The sequence below is a fragment of the Chryseobacterium sp. TQ-BC-N36 genome (genome assembly GCF_058382295.1).
This window is the reverse complement of the sequence record NZ_CM178175.1, coordinates 2,538,994-2,561,656: the sequence shown is the minus strand read 5'-3', so window position 1 is coordinate 2,561,656 and position 22,663 is coordinate 2,538,994. Positions and strand designations below refer to the sequence as shown.

At 34.0% G+C, this 22,663-nt stretch carries 17 protein-coding genes; all 17 read left to right on the top strand.

Translation table 11 applies throughout. From position 1 onward, the window contains the following. The first annotated feature begins 47 nt into the window (after nucleotides 1-47). Nucleotides 48-1,319, top strand: coding sequence for an ABC transporter permease (locus tag AC3FI7_RS11405; RefSeq protein WP_491462053.1), 1,272 nt, complete (start codon nucleotides 48-50; stop codon nucleotides 1,317-1,319). 102 nt (nucleotides 1,320-1,421) lie between these two features. Then, nucleotides 1,422-2,633 carry an efflux RND transporter periplasmic adaptor subunit gene (locus tag AC3FI7_RS11400; RefSeq protein ID WP_291898992.1) on the top strand — a complete coding sequence of 404 codons (1,212 nt, stop codon included), beginning with the start codon at nucleotides 1,422-1,424 and terminating at the stop codon, nucleotides 2,631-2,633. 118 nt (nucleotides 2,634-2,751) lie between these two features. After that, nucleotides 2,752-3,342: a hypothetical protein gene (locus tag AC3FI7_RS11395; RefSeq protein WP_491462052.1), complete on the top strand. Its 591-nt coding sequence runs from the start codon at nucleotides 2,752-2,754 to the stop codon at nucleotides 3,340-3,342. A 58-nt stretch (nucleotides 3,343-3,400) separates the two neighbouring features. Further along, nucleotides 3,401-4,927 carry a glycosyltransferase family 39 protein gene (locus tag AC3FI7_RS11390; RefSeq protein WP_491462051.1) on the top strand — a complete coding sequence of 509 codons (1,527 nt, stop codon included), beginning with the start codon at nucleotides 3,401-3,403 and terminating at the stop codon, nucleotides 4,925-4,927. 184 nt (nucleotides 4,928-5,111) lie between these two features. Further along, nucleotides 5,112-6,017, top strand: a complete 906-nt coding sequence (locus tag AC3FI7_RS11385; protein ID WP_491462050.1) for an NAD(P)/FAD-dependent oxidoreductase — start codon at nucleotides 5,112-5,114, stop codon at nucleotides 6,015-6,017. Between the two features lie 148 nt (nucleotides 6,018-6,165). Next, nucleotides 6,166-7,431, top strand: a complete 1,266-nt coding sequence (gene glyA / locus AC3FI7_RS11380) for a serine hydroxymethyltransferase (protein ID WP_142724880.1) — start codon at nucleotides 6,166-6,168, stop codon at nucleotides 7,429-7,431. Nucleotides 7,432-7,482: 51 nt separating this feature from the next. Then, nucleotides 7,483-7,947 (top strand): regulatory protein RecX, encoded by a 465-nt coding sequence (locus AC3FI7_RS11375; protein ID WP_491462093.1) that lies wholly within the window; start codon nucleotides 7,483-7,485, stop codon nucleotides 7,945-7,947. 356 nt (nucleotides 7,948-8,303) lie between these two features. Next, nucleotides 8,304-10,232, top strand: coding sequence for a polysaccharide biosynthesis protein (locus AC3FI7_RS11370; RefSeq protein ID WP_142724878.1), 1,929 nt, complete (start codon nucleotides 8,304-8,306; stop codon nucleotides 10,230-10,232). A gap of 39 nt (nucleotides 10,233-10,271) precedes the next feature. After that, nucleotides 10,272-11,096: a polysaccharide biosynthesis/export family protein gene (locus AC3FI7_RS11365; protein ID WP_142724877.1), complete on the top strand. Its 825-nt coding sequence runs from the start codon at nucleotides 10,272-10,274 to the stop codon at nucleotides 11,094-11,096. A gap of 7 nt (nucleotides 11,097-11,103) precedes the next feature. Then, nucleotides 11,104-13,485 (top strand): GumC family protein, encoded by a 2,382-nt coding sequence (locus AC3FI7_RS11360; protein WP_142724876.1) that lies wholly within the window; start codon nucleotides 11,104-11,106, stop codon nucleotides 13,483-13,485. Continuing rightward, nucleotides 13,485-14,780, top strand: coding sequence for a nucleotide sugar dehydrogenase (locus AC3FI7_RS11355; protein ID WP_142724875.1), 1,296 nt, complete (start codon nucleotides 13,485-13,487; stop codon nucleotides 14,778-14,780). The genes AC3FI7_RS11360 and AC3FI7_RS11355 overlap by 1 nt, the downstream gene beginning before the upstream one ends. Nucleotides 14,781-14,786: 6 nt before the next feature. Then, nucleotides 14,787-15,977 carry an L-2-hydroxyglutarate oxidase gene (gene lhgO / locus AC3FI7_RS11350; RefSeq protein ID WP_343659516.1) on the top strand — a complete coding sequence of 397 codons (1,191 nt, stop codon included), beginning with the start codon at nucleotides 14,787-14,789 and terminating at the stop codon, nucleotides 15,975-15,977. Nucleotides 15,978-16,012: 35 nt separating this feature from the next. Further along, a complete protein-coding gene (locus AC3FI7_RS11345) occupies nucleotides 16,013-17,137 on the top strand; it encodes a DegT/DnrJ/EryC1/StrS family aminotransferase (protein WP_491462049.1) in 1,125 nt (374 codons plus the stop codon). Nucleotides 17,138-17,140: 3 nt separating this feature from the next. Continuing rightward, entirely contained in the window at nucleotides 17,141-19,072 is a 1,932-nt protein-coding gene (locus AC3FI7_RS11340) for a dehydrogenase E1 component subunit alpha/beta (RefSeq protein ID WP_491462048.1), read from the top strand. Next, a complete protein-coding gene (locus AC3FI7_RS11335) occupies nucleotides 19,065-20,213 on the top strand; it encodes an acetyltransferase (RefSeq protein WP_142724871.1) in 1,149 nt (382 codons plus the stop codon). Before AC3FI7_RS11340 ends, AC3FI7_RS11335 begins: the two co-directional genes overlap by 8 nt. Continuing rightward, entirely contained in the window at nucleotides 20,206-21,216 is a 1,011-nt protein-coding gene (locus tag AC3FI7_RS11330; protein ID WP_491462047.1) for a Gfo/Idh/MocA family protein, read from the top strand. Before AC3FI7_RS11335 ends, AC3FI7_RS11330 begins: the two co-directional genes overlap by 8 nt. Before the next feature lie 103 nt (nucleotides 21,217-21,319). Further along, the gene (locus AC3FI7_RS11325; RefSeq protein ID WP_172617090.1) at nucleotides 21,320-22,594 is read left to right on the top strand and encodes a lipopolysaccharide biosynthesis protein; all 1,275 of its coding nucleotides are present in this window, start codon (nucleotides 21,320-21,322) and stop codon (nucleotides 22,592-22,594) included. The last annotated feature ends 69 nt before the right edge of the window (nucleotides 22,595-22,663 follow it).

Genomic DNA, 22,663 nt, shown 5'->3' with positions numbered 1-22,663 from the left:
ATTAATGAAATTCATAACTCATAATTTATAACTTATAATTCAACAAGGTGAATATCATATTTAAAAAAGATACTTGGCAGGAGATTTATTACTCATTGAGGAATAATAAACTCCGCACATTTCTTACCATGATCGGCGTAGGATGGGGGATGTTTTTGTATGTAAGCCTTCTTGGAGCAGCAAAAGGAATGGAGAATGGTTTTGATAAATTATTTTCAGGTTTTGCCACCAACTCTATATTTCTGTGGGCGCAGAAAACATCTATCCCTTATGAAGGATTCCCGAAAGGAAGAGAAGTTCATCTGAATTTAACCGATATGGAAATGCTGAAAAGGAAAATAACCGCCATAGATTATATATCGCCGCAGAATGCAAGAGGAAGCTTTACCGGAACACCAGGAGAAGCAATGTCAAGGAATGGAAAAAACGGAACCTATTCGCTTACCGGAGACTACTCTGTAGGAAATAAAATCTCAGAAAAGAAACTGATTTTTGGACGTTATATCAATGATGCTGACGTTTCCGGAAATAAAAATGTAGTGGTTATCGGAGAAGAGATTTATAAAAACTTTTTTGATTCCAAGAAAAAAGAAAATCCGATAGGAAAATCCATCAATATTAAAGGACTGTTTTTTAATGTAATTGGAGTTTTCCGTGTAAAAAAAGGAGGGGGATTTGAAAATGATCAAACGGCTTTCATTCCGCTTTCTACCTATACGAAAATGTATAATGCCGGAGACCAGATCGACATGTTTGCTATTGTAAGTAAGCCTAATGCCAATGTGAATTCTGTAGAAGAAGATGTAAAGCAGGCTTTGAAAACCAAAAATAAAGTGTCACCTGAAGATACCAATGCATTTGGAAGCTTTAACCTTGGAAAAGAATTTAAAAAACTGACGGGCTTTCTTACAGGAATGCAGCTACTGACCATTATCGTAGGAACCCTGACGATTCTTGCAGGAGTCATTGCTATTTCAAATATCCTTTTGATTACGGTAAAGGAAAGAACCAAAGAAATAGGAATCAGAAGAGCATTAGGAGCAAAGCCGTCAGAAGTGAGAAATCAGATCTTGCTGGAAAGCGTTGTGATCACACTTTCATCAGGATTAATTGGTTTTATGTCAGGGATTTTTGTGCTGATGATTCTGAATGCTGTTACTCAGGGGCAGGATTCTTTTCCATTTTATAATCCGACGGTCAACTATGGAAACGTATTTGCTGCCATGTCTGTCATGGTAATTTTAGGATTGATCATCGGAATGATTCCTGCACAAAGAGCAGTAAAAATCAGGCCTATTGAAGCCTTAAGAACAGAGTAATTAATTTGAAAGTAAAATCATTTTAAGATTTAAAAGCAAAAAATAATATAGAGAATCAATATTTAAATTTTAAATCTATTTAATAAAAAATAAACTATACATATGAAAAAGAAATTCACTTGGAAAAAAGCCATTTATATAGTGTTGGGGCTTTTATTTGCAGTGGCATTGTTCTCAGGGATTGGCTATCTTATCAAATCTAATTCTAAAGAAGGAGAAGCTTTCCTTACCCGTAAGCCTACCGTTCAGAATATGGATGATAAGGTCATGGCAACAGGTAAAATTGTTCCCAAGGAAGAAATTGAAATTAAACCCAATATTGCGGGAATCATAGATAAAATCTTAGTAAAAGAAGGAGATAAAGTAGAAGTAGGGCAGCTGATTGCTACTGTAAAGATTGTTCCGAGCATCTCTGAGGTAAACGCTGCACAGCAGGAGGTTCAGAATGCACAGATCCAGATCAGCAATGCACAGATGAATGTGGGAAATATGCAGAAGCAGTTTGATATGCAGGAAAAGCTTTATAAGCAGGGGGTGGCTTCCAAACAGGAGTTTCTTAATTCTCAGCAGCAGTTATTCTCTCAGCAGCAGACTTTGAAAAATGCCCAACAGCAATTGAATACGGCTCAAAAAAGATTGCAGATCGCTAAAACAGGAGCGACTCCTGAGCTGAAGGGACAGGGGCTGGCGACTACTGAGATCCGCTCAAAAGCTTCAGGTACCGTACTTGAAGTTCCTGTAAAGGCAGGAAGTCAGGTGATTGAAGCAAATAACTTCAATGCAGGAACTACAATCTGCTCGGTTGCGGATCTGAATGTTTTGATTTTTAAAGGAGAAATTGATGAAGCACAAGCGGGAAAACTGAGTGAAGGAATGGATATGAATATCGTAATTGGAGCATTACAGAATAAAACTTTCCCTGGAAAACTTACTATGATAGCCCCTAAAGGAAAAGATAATGCAGGAACTATTAAATTTCCGGTAGAAGGTAACGTAAGTAATCCTAATAATGAGTATATTAGAGCAGGTTTTTCTGCAAATGGTGAAATTGTCCTGAGCTCTCAGAAAAATGCATTGTTACTGGATGAGTCTTTAGTTCAGTATGAAAAAAAGCAAGGAAAAGATGTCCCTTTTGTAGAAGTGAAACAGCAAGACGGGAAATTTAAGAAAGTATATGTAAAACTTGGAGCAAGTGATGGAATCAATGTCCAGATACTTCCGGGGTCAAATATCACTAAAGATTCAGAAGTGAAAGTATGGAACCCTTCTGATAAAGATAAAGAAGAACTGAAAGAAAAGTCTAAGAAAAAATAATAAACTACACTATACACTTTTAAACTGTTGAATTCCGGAGGATTTTTTTCTCCGGAATTCTTTTTATGTCAATACATTTCATGAGTAAATTCCTATATTTGAATCAGATAAATCAAGAATGTGTCGATACGCAGTAAAAACCTACAAATCACACTATGTTTGCTTTACATGCCGGAAATCATTTAAACAGCCGGCGGTATATGATATCTTACGTAGGATTGAAAAAGAAAAAGTATATCAGGGACCTGATGGTAAATCAATAAATATTGGATCCGTTTTTGTTAACCGCAAAGAAAGCCGGCTTTTTAAACTGCCAAATACAGAAGAGGGAAAAGAATTGGTGTCCACACTGGAAAACCGTGTTATAAGGTGTCCTGAATGCAGAAGTATAATGGCTGACCTTGGAAAAGACTTTAAGGCTCCTAAAAAGACAGCAGCCAAAGAATGGAAAATCATAGAAAGTCTTTTTAAAACAGGGAAATGCTTTCATTCATGCGGCTGTGATGGAATAGGATATATTCCTAAAAATCCCATGGACTATCAAATGTACTTGAAAACAATATTGCAGGATTATCAGGTTTCCCTGACTGACTGCCAGAAGATACCAATAGAAGAATTTCCGGATAAAGCTGAAGAGATTGAATACTGGTCAGACAGAATTCAACGGATAAAAACTGAAATTATAGATAATAAGTTTGAAATCATGTGAATTATGTAACAAAAGAGAGCACTATACTGTCTTACCTTTAAATTCCAAATTATATCCTATGAAAAAAGACTATTGGATTTTATTTCTTTTTATCGTTGCAAAATTTGTTCTTCAATACTCGCTGATAAGTCCTGAGTATGAACTTCACCGGGATGAATATCTGCATCTCGATCAGGCTAATCATCTGGCGTGGGGTTATTTATCTGTTCCCCCTGTAAATTCCTGGATAGCCTGGATGATCAAGATGTTAGGGAGCTCTCTATTTTGGGTTAAATTTTTCCCTGCTTTATTTGGAGCACTGACGATATTCCTGGTGTGGAAGATTGTTGAAGAACTTAATGGGGGCCTCTTTGCTAAAATACTTGCTTCTTTAGGTATCCTGTTTTCAGTGCTGCTTCGGGTAAATATGCTGTTTCAGCCAACGTCTTTAGAAATTCTTCTGTGGTTGTTCCTTTATTATAGCCTGATTAAATATTTTAACTCCCAAAAAGTAAAGTGGATTTACATAGGAGCTGTTGTTTTCGCAGCAGGAATATTAAATAAATACAATATTGCTTTTTCATTATTGGGACTTATTCCTGCATTATTGCTAACAGAGCAAAGAAAAATTTTGATGCAGTCTCATGTATATTGGGCCGCTCTTCTGGCTTTGATTATTGTTTTTCCCAATCTTCTCTGGCAGTATCAGAATCATTTTCCGGTAATCCATCATATGAAAGAGCTTTCTGAAAAACAGCTCGTGCATGTGGATAGAATGGGTTTTATGAAATCTCAGATTCTCTTTTTCATAGGAGTTATTTTTGCTATTATAGCAGGGTGGGGAGCATTACTGTTGTACAAGCCCTTTGAGAAATTCAGGTTTTTCTTTTGGAGTTATATCATCACCATTACCCTGTTTTTATTTTTTAAAGCAAAAGATTACTATGCGATAGGGCTGTATCCGGTGTATATTGCCTTTGGTTCCGTTTTTCTGGGTCACTTATTTGAAAAAGGATGGAAGAGATTTTTAAAACCTGTCAGCATCCTTATCCCTATACTTTTATTTCTTCCTTTATATAATGTAGCCTTCCCCAATAAGAGTCCTGAATATATTGAGTCCCATCAGGATCAGTACAAAAAGTTCGGACTGCTTCGCTGGGAAGACGGAAAGGATCATCCGTTGCCTCAGGATTTTGCCGATATGCAAGGCTGGAAAGAATTGGCTCAAAAAGTAGATAAAGAATATTCCCGACTGTCAAAATCCGGAAATACCATGGTGTTGTGTGATAACTACGGGCAGACTGGCGCTATTAATTATTATTCAAAGGCAGGTGTTGTAGCCATGTCATTTCATGCGGATTATATTAACTGGATAGATTTAACAAAAAAATATAAAAATGTTATCAGGGTTAAAGATGCTCCTGAAGCAGGAAAAGAACTTAAAGAATCAGGCTCCTTTTTTGAAGTTGCAAAATTATATGATTCCATTACCAATCCGTACGCAAGAGAAAGAGGAACGGCAATTTTCAGTTTGCAGGGAGCAAAAATAGATATCAGTAAAAGAATTCAGGACGAAATTGATGAGACTAAAGATGAATGGAAATAATAAGATAGAAGAATGATAATTAGTTTTAAGATATAAAGATAATAGATAAAAAACATTATCGCAACAATATTGCATTAATGAAATTTATTTTATTTTTGCACTATCAACTATCAACTATCAACTATCAACTATCAACTATCAACTATCAACTATCAACTATCAACTATCAACTATCAACTGAACTATGGAAAACAAAAATTTTGATGTCATTATAATAGGAGGAAGCTATTCAGGATTATCCGCAGGTATGTCATTGGGAAGATCTTTAAGAAATGTCCTGATTATTGACAACGGAAAACCTTGCAACAGGCAAACACCACATTCCCATAATTTTGTTACTCATGATGGAAAAACACCGTCAGAAATTGCAAGGCTGGCAAAAGAAGATGTAGAGAAATATAGCACTGTCCGGTTTTATAATGGAACAGTTGTAAAAACAGTAAAAACAACTGATGGTTTCGGAATTGAAACTTCATCCGGCGAAAAATTCCAGGCTAAAAAACTTATTTTGGCTTCTGGAGTGAAAGATAAAATGCCTGATATTCCCGGATTTGCAGAATGCTGGGGGATTTCTGTTATACATTGTCCATACTGTCATGGCTATGAAGTGAAAAACGAGGTTACCGGAATTCTTTCCAATGGGGATATGGCTTACGAATTTTCAAAACTGATTTTTAATCTGACTAAAAATCTTACCCTGTTTACAAACGGGAAAGCTGCTCTTACTGATGAACAACTCGAAAAACTGAAGCAGAATAAAATTATTCTTAACGAAGATGAAATTAAAAGTATTGAGCATACAAATGGTTCCATTCAGAAAATAATTTTCAAAAACGAAAAAGAAGTTGCTTTACAGGCTTTATATGCTAAAATTCCTTTTGAACAAAACCTTAATGTATCCGATGACCTGGGATGCGAACTTACAGAACAAGGATTTATTAAAGTGGATATGATGCAGAAAACAAATGTTCCCGGAGTTTTTGCCTGTGGAGATAATGTGACTATGATGCGCTCCGTGGCTAATGCTGTTGCACAGGGAAATTTTGCAGGTGCAGTGGTCAATAAAGAACTTGCAGACGAAGAATTTTAAAGGGTTTTTGATCAAATTAAAACAGCTATAATATTTGATTTATTGATGAGGTTCTCATTTTTTAGTGTTTAAAATCATTTTTTCAATAGAAAAATCTCGACGAAAATTCCGTACATTTGGGGTGAAAATTTCAAAAACTAAAAGTAAAATGGATATTATTTTCGACCTGATTGAAAAAGAAAGACAAAGACAAACCCATGGATTAGAGCTTATCGCATCAGAGAACTTTGTTTCTGAAAACGTGATGAAAGCAATGGGAAGTGTACTGACCAATAAATATGCTGAAGGATATCCCGGGAAAAGATATTACGGAGGATGTGAAGTAGTAGATGAGGTTGAAACTTTAGCTATCAACAGAGCTAAGGAGCTTTTCGGAGTAGATTATGTGAATGTTCAGCCACATTCCGGTTCTCAGGCGAATGCAGCCATTTATCTTGCAGTTTTAAAACCTGGTGATAAAATCATGGGGATGGACCTTTCAATGGGAGGACACCTTACTCACGGTTCTGCAGTGAATTTTTCTGGTATTCAATATAATGTAGTTTCTTACGGAGTACAGCAGGAAACAGGTCTTATTGATTATGACCAAATGAGAGAAGTAGCGTTGAGAGAAAGACCAAAGATGCTTATTGCTGGTTTCTCAGCGTATTCAAGAGATCTTGATTATGCTAAATTCAGAGAAGTTGCAGACGAAGTGGGAGCTACTCTTTGGGCAGATATTGCTCACCCAGCTGGTTTAGTGGCAAAAGGATTACTGAATTCTCCATTCGAACATTGCCATGTAGTAACTACCACTACCCATAAAACTCTGAGAGGTCCAAGAGGAGGGATGATCATGATGGGGAAAGATTTTGAAAATACATATGGTCACAAAACTCCAAAAGGAGAAATCAAAATGATGAGTCAGGTATTGGACGGAGCTGTATTCCCGGGAATTCAGGGAGGACCACTTGAGCATGTAATCGCTGGTAAAGCAGTAGCTTTCGGTGAAGCTTTAGACGTACAGTTCGAAACATATGCAAAACAGGTTAAAGCCAATGCTCAGGCATTATCAAAAGCAATGATCAACAGAGGATTTGATATTGTAAGTGGTGGTACAGATAACCATTTGATGCTGGTAGACCTTAGAAATAAAGGAGTAAACGGTAAAGAAACTGAAAAAGCATTAGTACTTGCTGATATTACCTGTAACAAAAACATGGTTCCTTTTGATGATAAGTCTCCATTTACGACATCTGGTATCAGATTGGGAACTGCTGCTATTACAACAAGAGGATTGAAAGAAAATGATATGGATACCATTGCAGGATTAATTTCTGAAGTAGTAGATAATATCAAAAATGAGGAAGTTATTGGTTCTGTAAGAAAGAAAGTTAACGAATTAATGGAAGGTAAAGCTCTGTTCAATTACTAACAGACATTCCAATATTATATAAAGAATGAGCAGGCTGCTCATTCTTTTTTTATTCAAATGGAAAAGAAATCTTATACTTTCGACGAAATCAAGCAGAAACTGGTCAACTATTGTGTTTATCAGGACCGCTGTCATGCTGAAGTGGAACAGAAGATGAGGGAGTTCATGCTTATTGATGAAGCCAAGGAAGAAATTATTCTGTATCTTCTGAAAGAAAATTATTTGAATGAAGAAAGATTTACCCGAAGCTATATCAGAGGTAAATTTTACATCAAACATTGGGGAAAGACCAAAATCAAAATGAATCTGAAGCAGAAACAGATTTCCGAGAAGCTGATCAATTCGTGTTTTGATGAGATTGATGATTCTGATTATGAGAAAACTATCCGAAAGATTTTTGAGGAGTATTATTCTAAGCAGAAGGGTTTGAAAGAATATCAAAAAAAAACCAAGACTATAAAGTATTTGATGGGTAAAGGTTTTGAATATGAAAAAATAATTAATATTTTTGACTAAATATTAATAAAATTTAAAAAACTTGACGTATGACTTTTAGGGAAAAAAATAAGCAGTTCATTGAAAAAGATTGATATATAGGGATTTAGTAATTATTTTAAAGAGAAACAGCTTAAATAAAGAACTTTAACAGATATATATCACCTTTGTAAAGAGTTTTTATGGTATGATTTTTGTCACTGAGTTTAGCTGTACCTAATGAAATTGTTAGATTTCATAAAATATAACATCAAATTTATTTTTGATTTCAATATATTGAAATAAATTTATTTATTTTTGTATGATTGTATCAGAATTATCTTTGATTGGATAATCAGATATTATACCTTAATTAAATATGAACACCAATAAAGACAATGTACAATTCTCTTAGAAAAACAATATTTGGAGGGGATAATGTTGTCAATCTCTCAGACGTAAGATATCTTCCTCGATGGATAATTCTTGTAATAGACATTATTATTCTGATCATATCTTTATTTCTTTCCACTTACATTATCGCAAAGATTACCAAGCAGGAGTTTATATACCATGAAGATAAAAGTTTAATTTTTGCTTTTATTATTCTGGTAAATACTGTTTTTATGTATGTCTTCAAGACTTATGCCGGTATTATTCGCCATTCAACATTTATAGATTTATTTAAGCTTCTGATATCCTGTTTCTGCACGATGCTGACTATCGGAACGATAAATATTCTTTATTTCTGGACTACAGGAAGTAAGTTTATTCTTACCCCTTATCTGGTACTTTACTTTGTCATTTCTTTTATGGGATTATTCCTTTTCAGATTATATGTAAAAGAGTTTTTCCATATTGTAAGAGAATACAGAAGAAGTGCGCTGAAAAAAAGAATTCTGGTATTGGGAATTGATGAACAGTCGATTGCAATTGCACGTGCTATTCTGGATAACCCAAGCCTGCCTTATCAGGTGGTTGGTTTCTTAACTCAAAGAACAGATTCTAAAAGAGCATCTCTGCTGGGAAAACCAATTTACGAAAAACAAAAGATAGAAGAGCATTCAAAAGAAGATCTTATTATTGATGGGGTTCTTGTTGTTAAAGAGATGATGGCAAGAGATGAAATGAATGCTTGGGTAAATTTATTTTTGGAGAAGGACCTGAATGTCTTTAAAGCACCATCCGTACAAAAACTAAGAGACAGTGATCTTGGCGGTTCTATCAGGAATCTTCAGATTGAAGATCTGTTGAATAGAAAACCTATCAAAATCCAGAATGAAAAAGTTAAAAGCAGACATTTTGCTAAGACTGTATTGGTAACCGGTGGAGCGGGATCTATAGGAAGTGAGATTGTAAGACAGGTTGCTCATTTCAATCCCTCTTTAATTGTAGTGCTGGATCAGGCCGAAACTCCGCTGTACGAAATTGAACTTGAAATGAGAGAAAAATTCCCTCATATTACTTTCAAATTTGTTTTAGGAGATGTTTCTAACCATCATAGAATGGAATCTCTGTTCCAGACGTACAATTTTTCAATGGTATATCATGCTGCTGCCTATAAGCATGTACCTTTAGTCGAAGAGAATCCTCATGAAGCCATTTTTGTTAATATATTGGGTTCAAAGATAGTTGCAAAATTATCCAGCAAGTATAAAGTAAACAGATTCGTAATGGTATCTACAGATAAAGCTGTAAATCCAACTAACGTAATGGGAGCTTCAAAACGTGCTGCAGAACTTTTCGTACAGTCCCTTCAGAATGTAGAAGGTAATGTGACCAAGTTTATTACAACAAGGTTTGGAAATGTATTAGGCTCCAACGGTTCGGTCATTCCGCATTTTAAAAAACAAATCGAGGCTGGAGGTCCGGTAACCATTACCCATCCTGAAATTGTAAGATACTTCATGACTATTCCTGAGGCTTGTGAACTGGTTCTTCAGGCAGGAACAATGGGAGAAGGAGGTGAAATATTTGTCTTTGATATGGGAGAACCTGTTAAAATTATTGATCTGGCGAAAAGAATGATAAAATTATCAGGATTCGAACCTAATATTGATATTAAGATTATTTATACGGGATTAAGACCTGGAGAAAAGCTCTACGAAGAACTTTTAAGTGATGATGCAAAAACGCTTCCTACTCATAATGATAAAATTATGATTTCTAAAGACCCTTCCATGGGATTTGAAGATATAGATAGGCTTACTAAAGAAATTACCAAAGCTTCTCTGCGAAGAGATAAAGTGGAAGTAGTAAGGATTCTTAAAACAATAGTGCCGGAATTCCGAAGCAATAATTCAATTTATGAGGCTTTGGATAAATAGAAAAAATATAAATGTATATTTGCACAATTTAACAAAATAATGAAAGGAAAAATATTAGCAGTAGTTTTGGCATCCTCTTTAGTGATTTCCTGTAAAGTGAATCCCAATGCTAAGAACGATTTAAATTATATGCAGAATATAGAAAAAGTGGCTATAGATGCATCAGCTAAAAATTCTAATAATACGATACAGGCTGGTGATCAGATTGTTATTTTGATTACTGCCAAAGATATGGATGTGGTTAAACCTTTTAATCAGAATTACTCTTCATCCGAATTTATTCAAACAAATACTTTAGCAGGGAGTAATACCCCTAATCAGGGAGCCGTGACTATTTCAGGTCCTACTTATATTGTTGATACTAATGGAGATATTGACTTTCCAATTCTGGGTAAAATCAACACATCCAATAAAACTCTCGTTGAGCTTAAAGATGAATTAAGAAATAAGATGACCAAATATGTTATTGATCCTACAGTTAATATAAGACTTGCTAATTTTAAAATAACCGTTTTAGGAGAAGTTAATAGGCAAGGAGACTATACAATAGCTAATGGTCATGCAACAATTTTAAATGCATTAGGTCTTGCAGGAGATTTTACAACATATGGAAAAAGAGATGAAGTTTTGGTGATCAGAACAGAAAACGGACAGGTTTCACATGGACGTATAAATCTTTTAGATGCGAATGTCATCAATTCACCTTATTATAATCTTAAACAGGGTGATGCTATTATTGTTTCTTCGAACAATACAAAAGATGCTATTTCAAAACAAAACCCAAATACAGGACTATATCTGACTGCTATTTCTATTGGGGTGACTGCCATAGCAGTAGTAGTAAGTTTATTTAATAAGAAATAAAAAATTGATGGATAACCAGGAATCTACACAATTTTCAGGAACGGAGAAGATTTCGAATAAAATTAGTACCAATGAGATAATCAAACCATATTTACGAAAATGGCCATGGTTTATTTTCAGTGCAATTTTAACTCTAATAGTTGCCTTTATAGCTGTAAAGTTTATAACACCAGTCTACTCTGTTGAGACAACACTTCTTATAAAAGACTCAAAAAACTCATCATCTGATGAATTGGGAGTACTTTCAGATTTATCTGGATTAGGAGGAATGAAAACCAACAGTATTACAAATGAAATTGAGGTTCTGAAATCGAAAAAACTCATGACTGATGTAGTGGTTAGCCAAAACCTTCAAACAAATATTATAGCCAAAGGTAGAATAAGAAGTATTGAGCTTTACAAAAAGTCATCCCCTATTGAAGTTAAAGTTGTAAATGAAAAATCTAAAACTCCAAATAACCTGATTAATGTAGAATTAAAAGGCAATAAAGTTGTAGTAAATTATAATGATTTAGAAAAAGAAATTGTTTCTGAATATGGAAGAATAATCAATCTTCCCTTTGCAAATATTATTATTACAAAAAATAATAAATATGATGCCAAAACTTCACAAGGGGTAAATACCAATAAATTAGAATTAAATATTTCAACTGTTGAAGCCAAAGTTAATAGTTTATCAGATGCACTTAATGTCAATTTAGCTAATAAAGATGCTACTGTACTTAAGCTAGCAATGAATTATCCACAAACGGAAAAGGCTAAGGATATTCTTAATTCTTTGGTAAATGCTTATAATTATGATGCAATTTTAGACAAAAATTTTGAATCCAAAAAGACATTGGATTTCATTGAAGACAGAGTAAGGAAACTATCTGTTGAGCTTGGACAGGTAGAAAATGAAAAAGAAAATTTTAAAGCTAAAAATAACCTTACTGATCTGGAGACAGAAGCTAAAATTGATTTAGAAAGTTCAGCTACAGCTCGTGGTAAGCAACTGGAACTTGATGGACAAATTGAGTTAACCAACTCATTAATTACTTTTATTTCCAAACAAGGTCAATATCAAATTTTACCGTCAAATGTTGGGTTAAGTAATGCCGATGCAGCGTCTGGTATTACAGCCTATAATCAACTGATATTACAAAGATCAAGATTACTGGAATCTGCAACTATTGACAATCCAGTGGTTGTAGAACTTAATAAACAGATTAATGCTATGCGAACTTCTGTTGTTCAAGCTCTTCAAAGAAATAAAACAGGGTTGGAACTTGCCAGAAATGAATACATAGGAGAACAGAATAAAGTGTCTGGAAAAATTGCTAAAATTCCATCTATAGAGAAAATTTTTAGAGGAATAGAGAGGCAGCAACAAATTAAAGAAAATTTATATTTACTATTACTACAGAAAAGAGAAGAAACCGCAATAGCACAGTCTATTACAGCACCTAAAGCCAGAGTTATTGATGTGGCATATGCTTCTCTTAATCCTGTGGCTCCAAAGAAACAGGTTATTTTGTTGGCTGCTTTATTTATAGGATTACTTATTCCATTTCTAATTATTTATTTATCAGAACTATTAAATAATAAGATTGTCACTAAACATGATCTGGAAAAACTGGTACATGCACCTATTATAGCAGAATTACCAAGTCTTGAAAAAGGAGATTCTGAAATCGTAAAAATGAACGATATTACTCCTATGGCGGAGGCATTTAGAATTCTTATTACGAATATGAACTTTATGCTTTCAAAAGAGAAAAAAGGAAAAGTTGTATTTGTCACTTCAACAGTGAAAGGAGAAGGAAAAACCTTTACTTCAGTCAATTTAGCTTTAACATTGGCTAATCCTAAAAAGAAAGCAATTATCATAGGATCTGATATCAGAAATCCTCAGCTTCAAAGATATAATCCGGCAAGAAAAGGACTTACGGGACTTACAGAGTATCTTTATAATGATGAAACCAAACTTGAAGATATTATTCATGTCTCATCCTTTAATCCTTACCTGGATGTAATTTATTCAGGAATGATTCCTCCTAACCCGACAGAATTATTATCCAACGGCCGTTATGAGTTCCTTTTAAGTGAATTGAAAGAGAAGTATGAATATATTATCCTGGATACTGCACCATTGCTCCTTGTTACAGATACTTTCCTTATTGCTGAACTTTCTGATGTTACCATCTATGTGTCCAGATCTAAATATACCGAAAAGGCATTATTAGAATTTGCCAATAGCAATATCGATCAGAAAAAAATCAAAAATGTTGGGTTTGTACTTAATGATGTGAATAGGGAGAATTTAGGATATAGTAACAAATACGGTTATGGCTATAACCAACATGCAGAACAATCTTGGCTTCAAAAAATAAAAAATAAATTTAGTTAATGATAGCAGCATATACAATAGCGGTTATAGGCCAGGGTTATGTAGGCCTTCCTCTATCCCTTGAATTTGCCAATCACTATCCTGTCTTTGGTTTTGATATTAATACACAACGTGTTGATCAGCTTAATAACGGAAAAGATATAACGCTTGAGGCTGATGTTGATAAATTAAATGACGGACTGAAAAAATATAAAGAATCTAATGGTTCTTTAGGCTATAAAGCCACAAGCCGATTATCTGATATTTCTGAAGCTAATATATTCATTGTAACTGTTCCTACTCCTATTGACAAATATAATGCTCCGGATCTGACTCCTTTGATTTCTGCTTCAAAAATGTTGGGAGAAATTATTAAAAAAGGAGATACTATCATTTATGAATCGACGGTTTTTCCTGGCTGTACAGAAGAAGAATGTGTGCCTGTGCTTGAAAAATATTCAGGACTTAAATTGAATGAAGACTTTTTTGTAGGATATTCCCCGGAAAGAATTAATCCGGGAGATAAAGTGAATACACTTACAAGCGTTAAAAAAGTAACTTCAGGTTCTACGGCAGAGATTGCTGAAAAAGTAGATCAATTATACAAGAAAATTATTACTGCGGGAACCCATAAAGCGCCTAGTATTAAAGTTGCAGAAGCCTCGAAAGCTATTGAAAATGCACAAAGAGATGTTAATATTTCTTTTGTTAATGAATTAGCCTTAATCTTCGATAGAGTAGGTATCGATACCAATGATGTATTGGAAGCAGCAGGTACAAAATATAACTTTCTTAAATATAAACCAGGATTGGTGGGAGGACACTGTATTTCAGTGGATCCTTATTACCTTGCACACAAAGCAGAACAGCTGGGTTATCACCCGGATGTTATCCTATCCGGAAGACGTGTAAACGATTCTATTGCCAAGTTTGTTGCTGCTAAAGTAGTGAAACTTCTTATTGCAAAAGGTGGAGTAATAAAGAACTCTAATGCACTGATTTTAGGCGTAACATTCAAAGAAAACTGTCCCGATGTCAGAAATACTAAAGTAGTAGATATTTACAGAGAACTTGCAGATTATGGTGTAAATGTAGATATTTATGATCCATGGGCAAGCAAAGAAGAAGTAAAGCACGAATATGGAATTGATATTCTGGATGTTCTTCAGGAAGGAAAAAAGTATGATTCATTAGTTATTGCTGTTTCTCACAATGAGTTTCTGGAAATGGATCTGGATCAGCTTAAAAAAGAAAATGCCGTGGTTTTTGATACCAAAGCATGTTTAGACAGAAATCTGGTTGATGCAAGATTATAGCAGGTAATGAATTATGATATTATCATCATTGGCGCAGGTTTGGTAGGATTGGCTACAGCCTATCAGACTAAGCTGAAAAGTCCTGGTTCTAAGATTCTGATTTTAGAAAAAGAAAATGATGTGGCATTGCATCAGTCGGGACATAACAGTGGAGTAATCCATAGTGGAATTTATTATAAACCGGGAAGCCTTAAAGCTAAGAATTGCATTGAAGGATATAACTCGGTAATTAATTTTGCTGAAAAACACGGAATACGATATGACCTTTGCGGGAAAATAATTGTAGCCACTTCCCAGGAAGAATTGCCTCTTTTAGATACTATTTATAAAAGAGGAGTTGAAAACGGACTTCAGGATTTAAAGTATCTTTCAAGGGAAGAATTTCGTGAAATTGAACCCCATTGCGAAGGAGTAAAGGCGATCAGAGTCCCACAGACCGGAATTATTGACTATCCCGGAATAGCTAAAAAAATAAAAGAACTTTTTGAAGAATTAGGAGGAGAAGTAAGGTTTAATAATGAAGTAAGAAACATTATTGATAAAAGCTCTGAAATTATTGTAAACACCAATGTTTCCGAATTTAAAACTAAAAAACTGATTTCCTGTGCGGGATTATATTCTGATAAGATAACCAAAATGACCAACGAAAAAAATGATGTGGTCATTATTCCTTTCAGAGGAGAATATTATAAAATTAAGGATGAAAAAAAACATCTGGTAAAACATCTTATTTACCCGGTGCCTGATCCTAACTTTCCGTTTCTTGGGGTACATTTTACCAGAATGATTGATGGCAATATTGAAGCAGGCCCTAATGCCGTTCTCGCTTTTAAAAAAGAGGGATACCATTTTTTCGATTTCAATTTCGGTGAAACCATGCAGACTGTGTTATGGCCTGGATTTAGGAAAATTGTAGCGAAATATGGAAAAACAGGAATGGGAGAAATGCACCGTTCACTCTCCAAATCTGCGTTTACAAAAGCCCTCCAGAAGCTCTTACCGGAAATACAGGAAAATGATCTTGTGTCGGGAGGTTCAGGAGTAAGAGCCCAGGCTTGTGACAGAAACGGAGGCCTGATTGATGATTTTGATATCGTGAAAAACGGAAACATCATTCACGTCAGAAATGCTCCGTCCCCGGCTGCCACTTCCTGCCTTTCTATAGGAAATAAAATAAGTGAACTTATTACAAGTTAAAAACGCACCTCTAAATACTCTCAAAAAACTAAAAGATGAAAATTCAAATGGTTGATCTTAAAGGTCAATATCAGAAAATAAAAAATGAAATTGATGCTGGAATTCAGGATTGTATTGATAAAACAGCATTCATCAATGGTCCTGCGGTAAAAGAATTTCAACAGGATTTCGAAAAATATCTGGGAGTAAAACATGTTATTCCATGTGCTAACGGAACAGATGCACTTCAAATTGCCATGATGGCCCTTAACCTACAGCCCGGAGACGAAATAATCTGTCCAGCCTTTACTTATGTAGCGACAGCAGAAGTTATTGGTCTTTTAGGATTGAAGCCTGTAATGGTAGACGTAAACGAAGATACTTTTGATATACAGCTGGAAGATCTTGATAAATATCTTACACCCAAAACCAAAGCAATAGTTCCTGTCCATTTATATGGGCAGAGTGCTGATATGGAACAAATTCTTAAATTTGCAGAAAAACACAACCTTTTTGTTATAGAAGATAATGCTCAGGCAATCGGTTCTGATTATACTTTCTCAGATGGGACTGTAAAAAGAACGGGAACTATCGGACATATCGGCTGCACCTCATTCTTTCCATCAAAAAACCTGGGATGTTATGGTGATGGAGGGGCATTGATGACAAATGATGATGAATTAGCCATCAAAATCAGAATGATTGCCAACCACGGTCAGGAAAAGAAATACTATCACAAAATTTTAGGTTGTAATTCAAGACTGGATACTATTCAGGCAGCTGTGTTAAAAGTTAAGCTTAAGTATTTAGATGACTATTCAGCTGCCCGAAACAGGATGGCAGATTATTATGATAAAAACCTTGTGGCTATTGCTGAAATTCAGATTCCTAAGAGAGCTGGAAATTCTACTCACGTATTTCATCAGTACACCCTTAAGGTGAAGAATGGAAAAAGAGACGGATTACAAAAATATTTGGCAGAAAAGAATATTCCAAGTATGATATACTACCCTTTACCTCTTTATAAGCAGGAAGCTTTTCTTCAATATGTAGCCGAGGGCTTTAGCCTTCCGGTTACAGAACAGCTCTGCAAAGAAGTCATCTCTCTTCCTGTCCATACAGAATTTGACCAGGGAGTACTGGATGTTATTATTACAGAAATTAAGAATTATTTTAATTAAATTATGGATTATTCTAAGGCAATACTTATCAGAGAATTTGAAAAATTACTTTTAGATCAATTTTCTAAAGGAAAACTTAATGGAACAGTCCATACTTGTGTAGGACAGGAAACTACAGCCGTAGCCATTGCTTCAAACTTTAAAAAAGGAGATCGAATTTTTTCCAATCATAGGGGGCATGGTCACTTTATTTCTATAAATGGAGATATTAAATCACTGCTTGCTGAAATGTTGGGAAAGGAATCAGGAATCTCTTCCGGAATCGGAGGCAGCCAGCATTTATATAATGATGATTTCATAAGCAATGGTATTCAGGGAGGATTGGCTCCTGTAGCTGTTGGATATGGATATGCCAATAAGCTCAAACAAAATGATAGTATTTCGATTGTCTTCTTAGGCGATGGAACTATGGGGCAGGGAATTGTATATGAAGCACTGAATCTGGGAGCGATCTATTCTTCTCCAACACTTTTTGTTATGGAGAATAATGGCTATGCACAATCAACTCCTTTTGAAATGATTAAGAGAGGGGAAATGAAAGACAGAATCGAAGGATTCGGGGTGAAATATATAAAAACTTCAATTTGGGCGTCAGACTTTGAAGAGACAGTAACCAGAGCAACCCTGGAGACAAGAGAAGGAAACCCTGTTTTTTTGGAGATTGAATGTTATAGGTTGAATTCACATTCGAAAGGAGACGACAATAGAGAAACAAATGAAATAGCTCATTATATTGAGATTGACCCTATTAATGTTTTTTACAAAAACTTCCCTGAAAAAGCATCCGGGTATGAAGCTGAAGCCAAAAAATTGTTGATGGCCTATCTGGAAGAACTTGAAGAAGAGAAGCCTTTGAGCTCTATGACTGAGCATATTTCAGTATTTAATTTAGAATCAGAGATAGAAGAATACAATATCGAAAAGTTAGGAAAAAGGATAAACAAACTTATTAATGAAGGTTTGGATATATTTTTAACCAACGAAAACTCTATTTTTTTGGGGGAAGATATTATGGAAACAACAGCTTATACCCCTGGAAATTATGGAGGAGCATTTAAAGTCTCTGAAAAGTTGAGTCATAAACATAATAACAGAGTATTTAATACTCCTATTTGTGAAAGTTCAATAATAGGATTTGCAATTGGATCTGCGCTGAATGATTACAAATCTATTGCAGAAATTATGTTTGGAGACTTTTTAACATTAGGATTTGATCAAATCTTACAACAGGCTTCTAAAATACCAGAAATGTTTGGTAGAAAAGTAAAACTACCTATGATTATCAGAACACCTATGGGAGGAAGAAGAGGTTATGGACCCACACATTCACAAAATATAGAAAAGCATTTCCTATTTATTCCTAATACTAGAGTCATAGCTCTTAATTCATTTTATAACCCTAGAGATATTTTTGAAACTCTATATCATAAGAATGATATATTAACTTTAATTATAGAAGACAAAATTGCTTATACAAAAGAAATCTTCTGGAAAGATCTGAAAGGATATAATGTATATAAAACTAAAGAAGATTTTCCGACTTTAATTTTTAAACCTGCTAAAATAAAGCCTAATCTGACAATACTATGTTATGGTGGTATGTTAGACGAAGTATTGGCTACAATAGAGGATCTTCTTGTAGAGGAAATCTTTGTACAAATCGTTTGTCCTACGCAATTGTCTCCATTTAATATTAATCAGGTCATTGAAAGTGTATCTGTAACAAAAAATATTTGTATCATAGAGGAAGGATCTAAATATGCCTCTTTATCAGGGGAAATTTTTTCTTATTTTACAGAGCATAAGATAGCACTGAATAAAGCACTTAGAATTTCTAATGAAAGTTTGATTCCTTGTGCTAAAGATGCAGAGTTAAGTGTGATACCCAATAAGAATTTAATTTTCAACAAAATCAAAAAATTTGCTCATGAATAAGTACTTTATTGAACAAATTAACGTAAGTGATAATGAATATTTAATCACTTCTATACCATTTAACAGCGGTGATAGAATTAGTAGGGGTGACATTATAATTTCCTATGAATCTTCAAAAGCTGATTTTGATGGCGATTCAAATGAAGACGGATATATTTATTACAATCCTTCACTTCAGTTGAAAAAGAACTATAAAATTGGTTATTTATTAGCTGTAATTTCTGAAGAACCTCTGGATCATTTAGATGAGATCTTTAATGAAGGAAGTCTATCCGGTAAGGACTCATTTCAAGATACAGATAAGATTATTACCAAAAAAGCGAAAAAACTTATAGATAGTCATAATATTGATGTAAATATCTTTGATGATGAAATTATTTCCGAAGAAATCATTTTAGAATATTTATCCAAAACAGAGAATCATTCATTTCAGGATATAGAATATTATTATTCTAAAAGTATTGATTTTAAAGTTAGAAATGGTCAGAAGAAACTGGCGATCATTGGAGCTGGAAAAGCAGCTCTACAACTTCTTGACACGATTTTTGAACTTAAAAATATAGACCCTGTTGTATTGTACGATAACAATTCTTCTATAATAGGTAAAACTCTTTTGGGAATTGAAATAAAACAACTCTCAGTTGAAACAATTATCGAAGATTATAATCAGAGGCTATATGATGAAATTATAATCTCTTTTTCGGGGAATATTGCAGAAAGAAAAAGGTGGTTTGAAGTATTGGATAGTAATCATATTCCTATGGCCAATGTTCTTCATCCTACTTGCATTGTTAGTAATTTTGTGAATATAGGAAAAGGAAATATCTTTTTTGCTAATACAAGAATTGGCCCATTTGTCGAAATAGGAAATAATAATGTTGTTTCTTCATATTGTAGTTTTGAACATCATAATAAATTAGGGAATCATAACACATTTGGCCCTTCAGTTATCTTTTCTGGCAGCTGTACTATTGGAAATGAAATAAAATTTGGAACAGGGATTTTTATAGAACCAAAAGTGAAAATAGGAAACCATAGTATTATTTCTTCAGGTTGTATTGTTCAGAAAAATATTCCTGAATATAATATTCTAAGAAATACAGCAAAATTTGAATTAAAAAAAATAAATACAGATGAATAAAATAAAATTTGCAGTTGTAGGATGTGGTCATATTGGGAAAAGACATGCTGAAATGATATCCAGAAATGAAGAGTGTGAATTGGTTGCTTTGGTGGATGTAAAAGACAAATCCGTTCTGGGAATTGACCGTTATGAGGTTCCATTTTTTAAATCTCTGGATGAATTATTGAATTCCGGAATTGATTTTGACGTCGTTAATATTGCCTCACCGAATGGGTTTCACTTTGAACAGGCCTATAAGGTAATAGACGCAGGGAAGCACGTGGTAGTGGAAAAGCCAATGACGTTATGCAAACAACATGCTGAAAAACTTATTTTTCAAGCCTTGCACAAACATAAGCAGGTTTTTGCGGTAATGCAGAACCGGTATTCTCCTCCATCAGTATGGATTAAAGAAATGGTGGAGAGTGGAAAATTGGGTAGAATATTTATGGTGCAGCTAAACTGCTACTGGAACCGTGATGAAAGATATTATAAACCTGAATCATGGCATGGAAAGCTTGATCTGGATGGAGGAACGCTATTCACACAATTTTCTCACTTTATAGATATTATGTACTGGCTGTTCGGTGATATTACCAATATTCAGGCAAAATTTGCAGATTTTAACCATGAAACTCTTACTGATTTTGAAGATTCAGGATTTGTTAGTTTTGATTTTGTAAATGGTGGGATGGGATCTTTAAACTATTCTACTTCAGTATGGAATCAAAACCTTGAAAGTTCTATGACGATTATTGCTGAAAATGGAGCCGTAAAAATCGGTGGTCAATACATGGATAAAGTGGAAGTTTGTAGCGTGAAGGATTATGTAATGCCTGAATTGCCGCCTACTAACCCAGGGAATGATTATGGAGCATACAAAGGTTCCGCGGCAAACCATCATTATATTATTGAAAATGTAGTAGATGTGTTAAAAGGTAGAAATGCCATTACAACCAATGCTTTGGAAGGGTTAAAAGTAGTAGACATTATAGAAAGAATTTATGCCCTAAAAGAATAATTATTTACTGTTAAAACAATAGTTGCTGGAATTGTATAAATATGCGAAATAGATGGGTTACTTCCAACAAAAAAATTATGAATGAAAAATTGTTTGAATAGCTTTGAATTTTAAAAAAATTTTAAATAGTGTAAAATCGAATTCTTTTTTACAAAACGTAGCGATATTATCTAGTGGAACTGTTATCAGTCAGTTGATAGTGATTGCGACCTCTCCTCTTCTTTCCCGAATGTATTCTGTTGAATCGTTCGGTATTCTTTCTATTTTTACAAGTTTTACCGTATTTCTGGCAGTCCTTTCAACCGGACGCTATGAATTGGCTGTCGGACTTCCAAAAGAAGATAGTAGAGCTTCAGCAATATTTAAACTTATTATTTATATTTCCATTACAGTAACATCATTATATCTTGTTCTGATTTTTTTATTGAAAAATGTTTTTCATATCCATGACAAAACACAGTTTCTCTCAAATAATGAGGTATATATAGCTCCCTTATATATTTTTTTTGGTGCTGTTTATTCTGCATTAGGATATTGGAATCAAAGAAATAAAAAATATAAAAAAATTACTTTTTCAAATGCTATACAAGTAATTACCTCTTGTATATTCAGTATTATATTCGGAATACTGGGCTACAAAAATGGGATGATAATAGGGATGATATCGGGAATCTTTACTTCTATACTTTATTTACTTTTAACAGATAGAGAGTTAAGAACTTTCTTAAAATCTCACCATAATGAATTAAAAAGTGTAGCAAAAGAATACTCCTCTTTTCCAAGATACATGATCATTTCTGATATGTCTCTTGCAGCTTGTCAACAATTCATCCCAATATTATTTTCTGTTTTATATAACACTACAATTGTGGGTTTTTTTTCAATGGCAAACAGGATGATAAGACTTCCAAACATTGTTATTACAACTTCAGTAGGGAATGTTTTCAGAAATGAAGCTATTGATGAAATCCGGGAAAAAGGAAATTGTAAGGACCTTTATAGATCTACTATTAAAAAACTTATTTTAATGTCACTTCCGATATACTTAGCCGTATTCATTATCTCACCTAAGCTATTCGTTTTTGTTTTTGGTGATAAATGGGAAGTTGCAGGCTATTTTGCCAGAATCTTGTCTGTTATGCTTTTGATAGAATTTGTTGTTACTCCTCTTAATACTTTATTTTATGTAGTGGGTAAACAAAAAATATTAATGAGACTGCAGGTTGTAAATGCTTTGTTGGTTTTTATTTCAATTTATTCAGGGTATTATTTCTTTTCAGATTACTATATTTCATTGATATTATTTTCTGGAGTTTCTATTTTATCAAATATTATTTTCTTAATTTTTACAAATAAATTATCAAAAGGTGTATACTGAAAAAGTAAATAAATTACAAGTCGTTTTTTTGGTTCTGATGCTTTATGGGTATGAACTGGTATCTTTTTT

Excerpts from the sequence above, each read along its gene's own strand:
- AC3FI7_RS11400 (WP_291898992.1), top strand. The coding sequence starts at position 1,422 with ATGAAAAAGAAATTCACTTGGAAAAAAGCCATTTATATAGTGTTGGGG.
- AC3FI7_RS11395 (WP_491462052.1), top strand. The coding sequence starts at position 2,752 with ATGTGTCGATACGCAGTAAAAACCTACAAATCACACTATGTTTGCTTT.
- AC3FI7_RS11390 (WP_491462051.1), top strand. The coding sequence starts at position 3,401 with ATGAAAAAAGACTATTGGATTTTATTTCTTTTTATCGTTGCAAAATTT.
- AC3FI7_RS11385 (WP_491462050.1), top strand. The coding sequence starts at position 5,112 with ATGGAAAACAAAAATTTTGATGTCATTATAATAGGAGGAAGCTATTCA.
- glyA (WP_142724880.1), top strand. The coding sequence starts at position 6,166 with ATGGATATTATTTTCGACCTGATTGAAAAAGAAAGACAAAGACAAACC.
- AC3FI7_RS11370 (WP_142724878.1), top strand. The coding sequence starts at position 8,304 with ATGTACAATTCTCTTAGAAAAACAATATTTGGAGGGGATAATGTTGTC.
- AC3FI7_RS11365 (WP_142724877.1), top strand. The coding sequence starts at position 10,272 with ATGAAAGGAAAAATATTAGCAGTAGTTTTGGCATCCTCTTTAGTGATT.
- AC3FI7_RS11360 (WP_142724876.1), top strand. The coding sequence starts at position 11,104 with ATGGATAACCAGGAATCTACACAATTTTCAGGAACGGAGAAGATTTCG.
- AC3FI7_RS11355 (WP_142724875.1), top strand. The coding sequence starts at position 13,485 with ATGATAGCAGCATATACAATAGCGGTTATAGGCCAGGGTTATGTAGGC.
- lhgO (WP_343659516.1), top strand. The coding sequence starts at position 14,787 with ATGAATTATGATATTATCATCATTGGCGCAGGTTTGGTAGGATTGGCT.
- AC3FI7_RS11345 (WP_491462049.1), top strand. The coding sequence starts at position 16,013 with ATGAAAATTCAAATGGTTGATCTTAAAGGTCAATATCAGAAAATAAAA.
- AC3FI7_RS11340 (WP_491462048.1), top strand. The coding sequence starts at position 17,141 with ATGGATTATTCTAAGGCAATACTTATCAGAGAATTTGAAAAATTACTT.
- AC3FI7_RS11335 (WP_142724871.1), top strand. The coding sequence starts at position 19,065 with ATGAATAAGTACTTTATTGAACAAATTAACGTAAGTGATAATGAATAT.
- AC3FI7_RS11330 (WP_491462047.1), top strand. The coding sequence starts at position 20,206 with ATGAATAAAATAAAATTTGCAGTTGTAGGATGTGGTCATATTGGGAAA.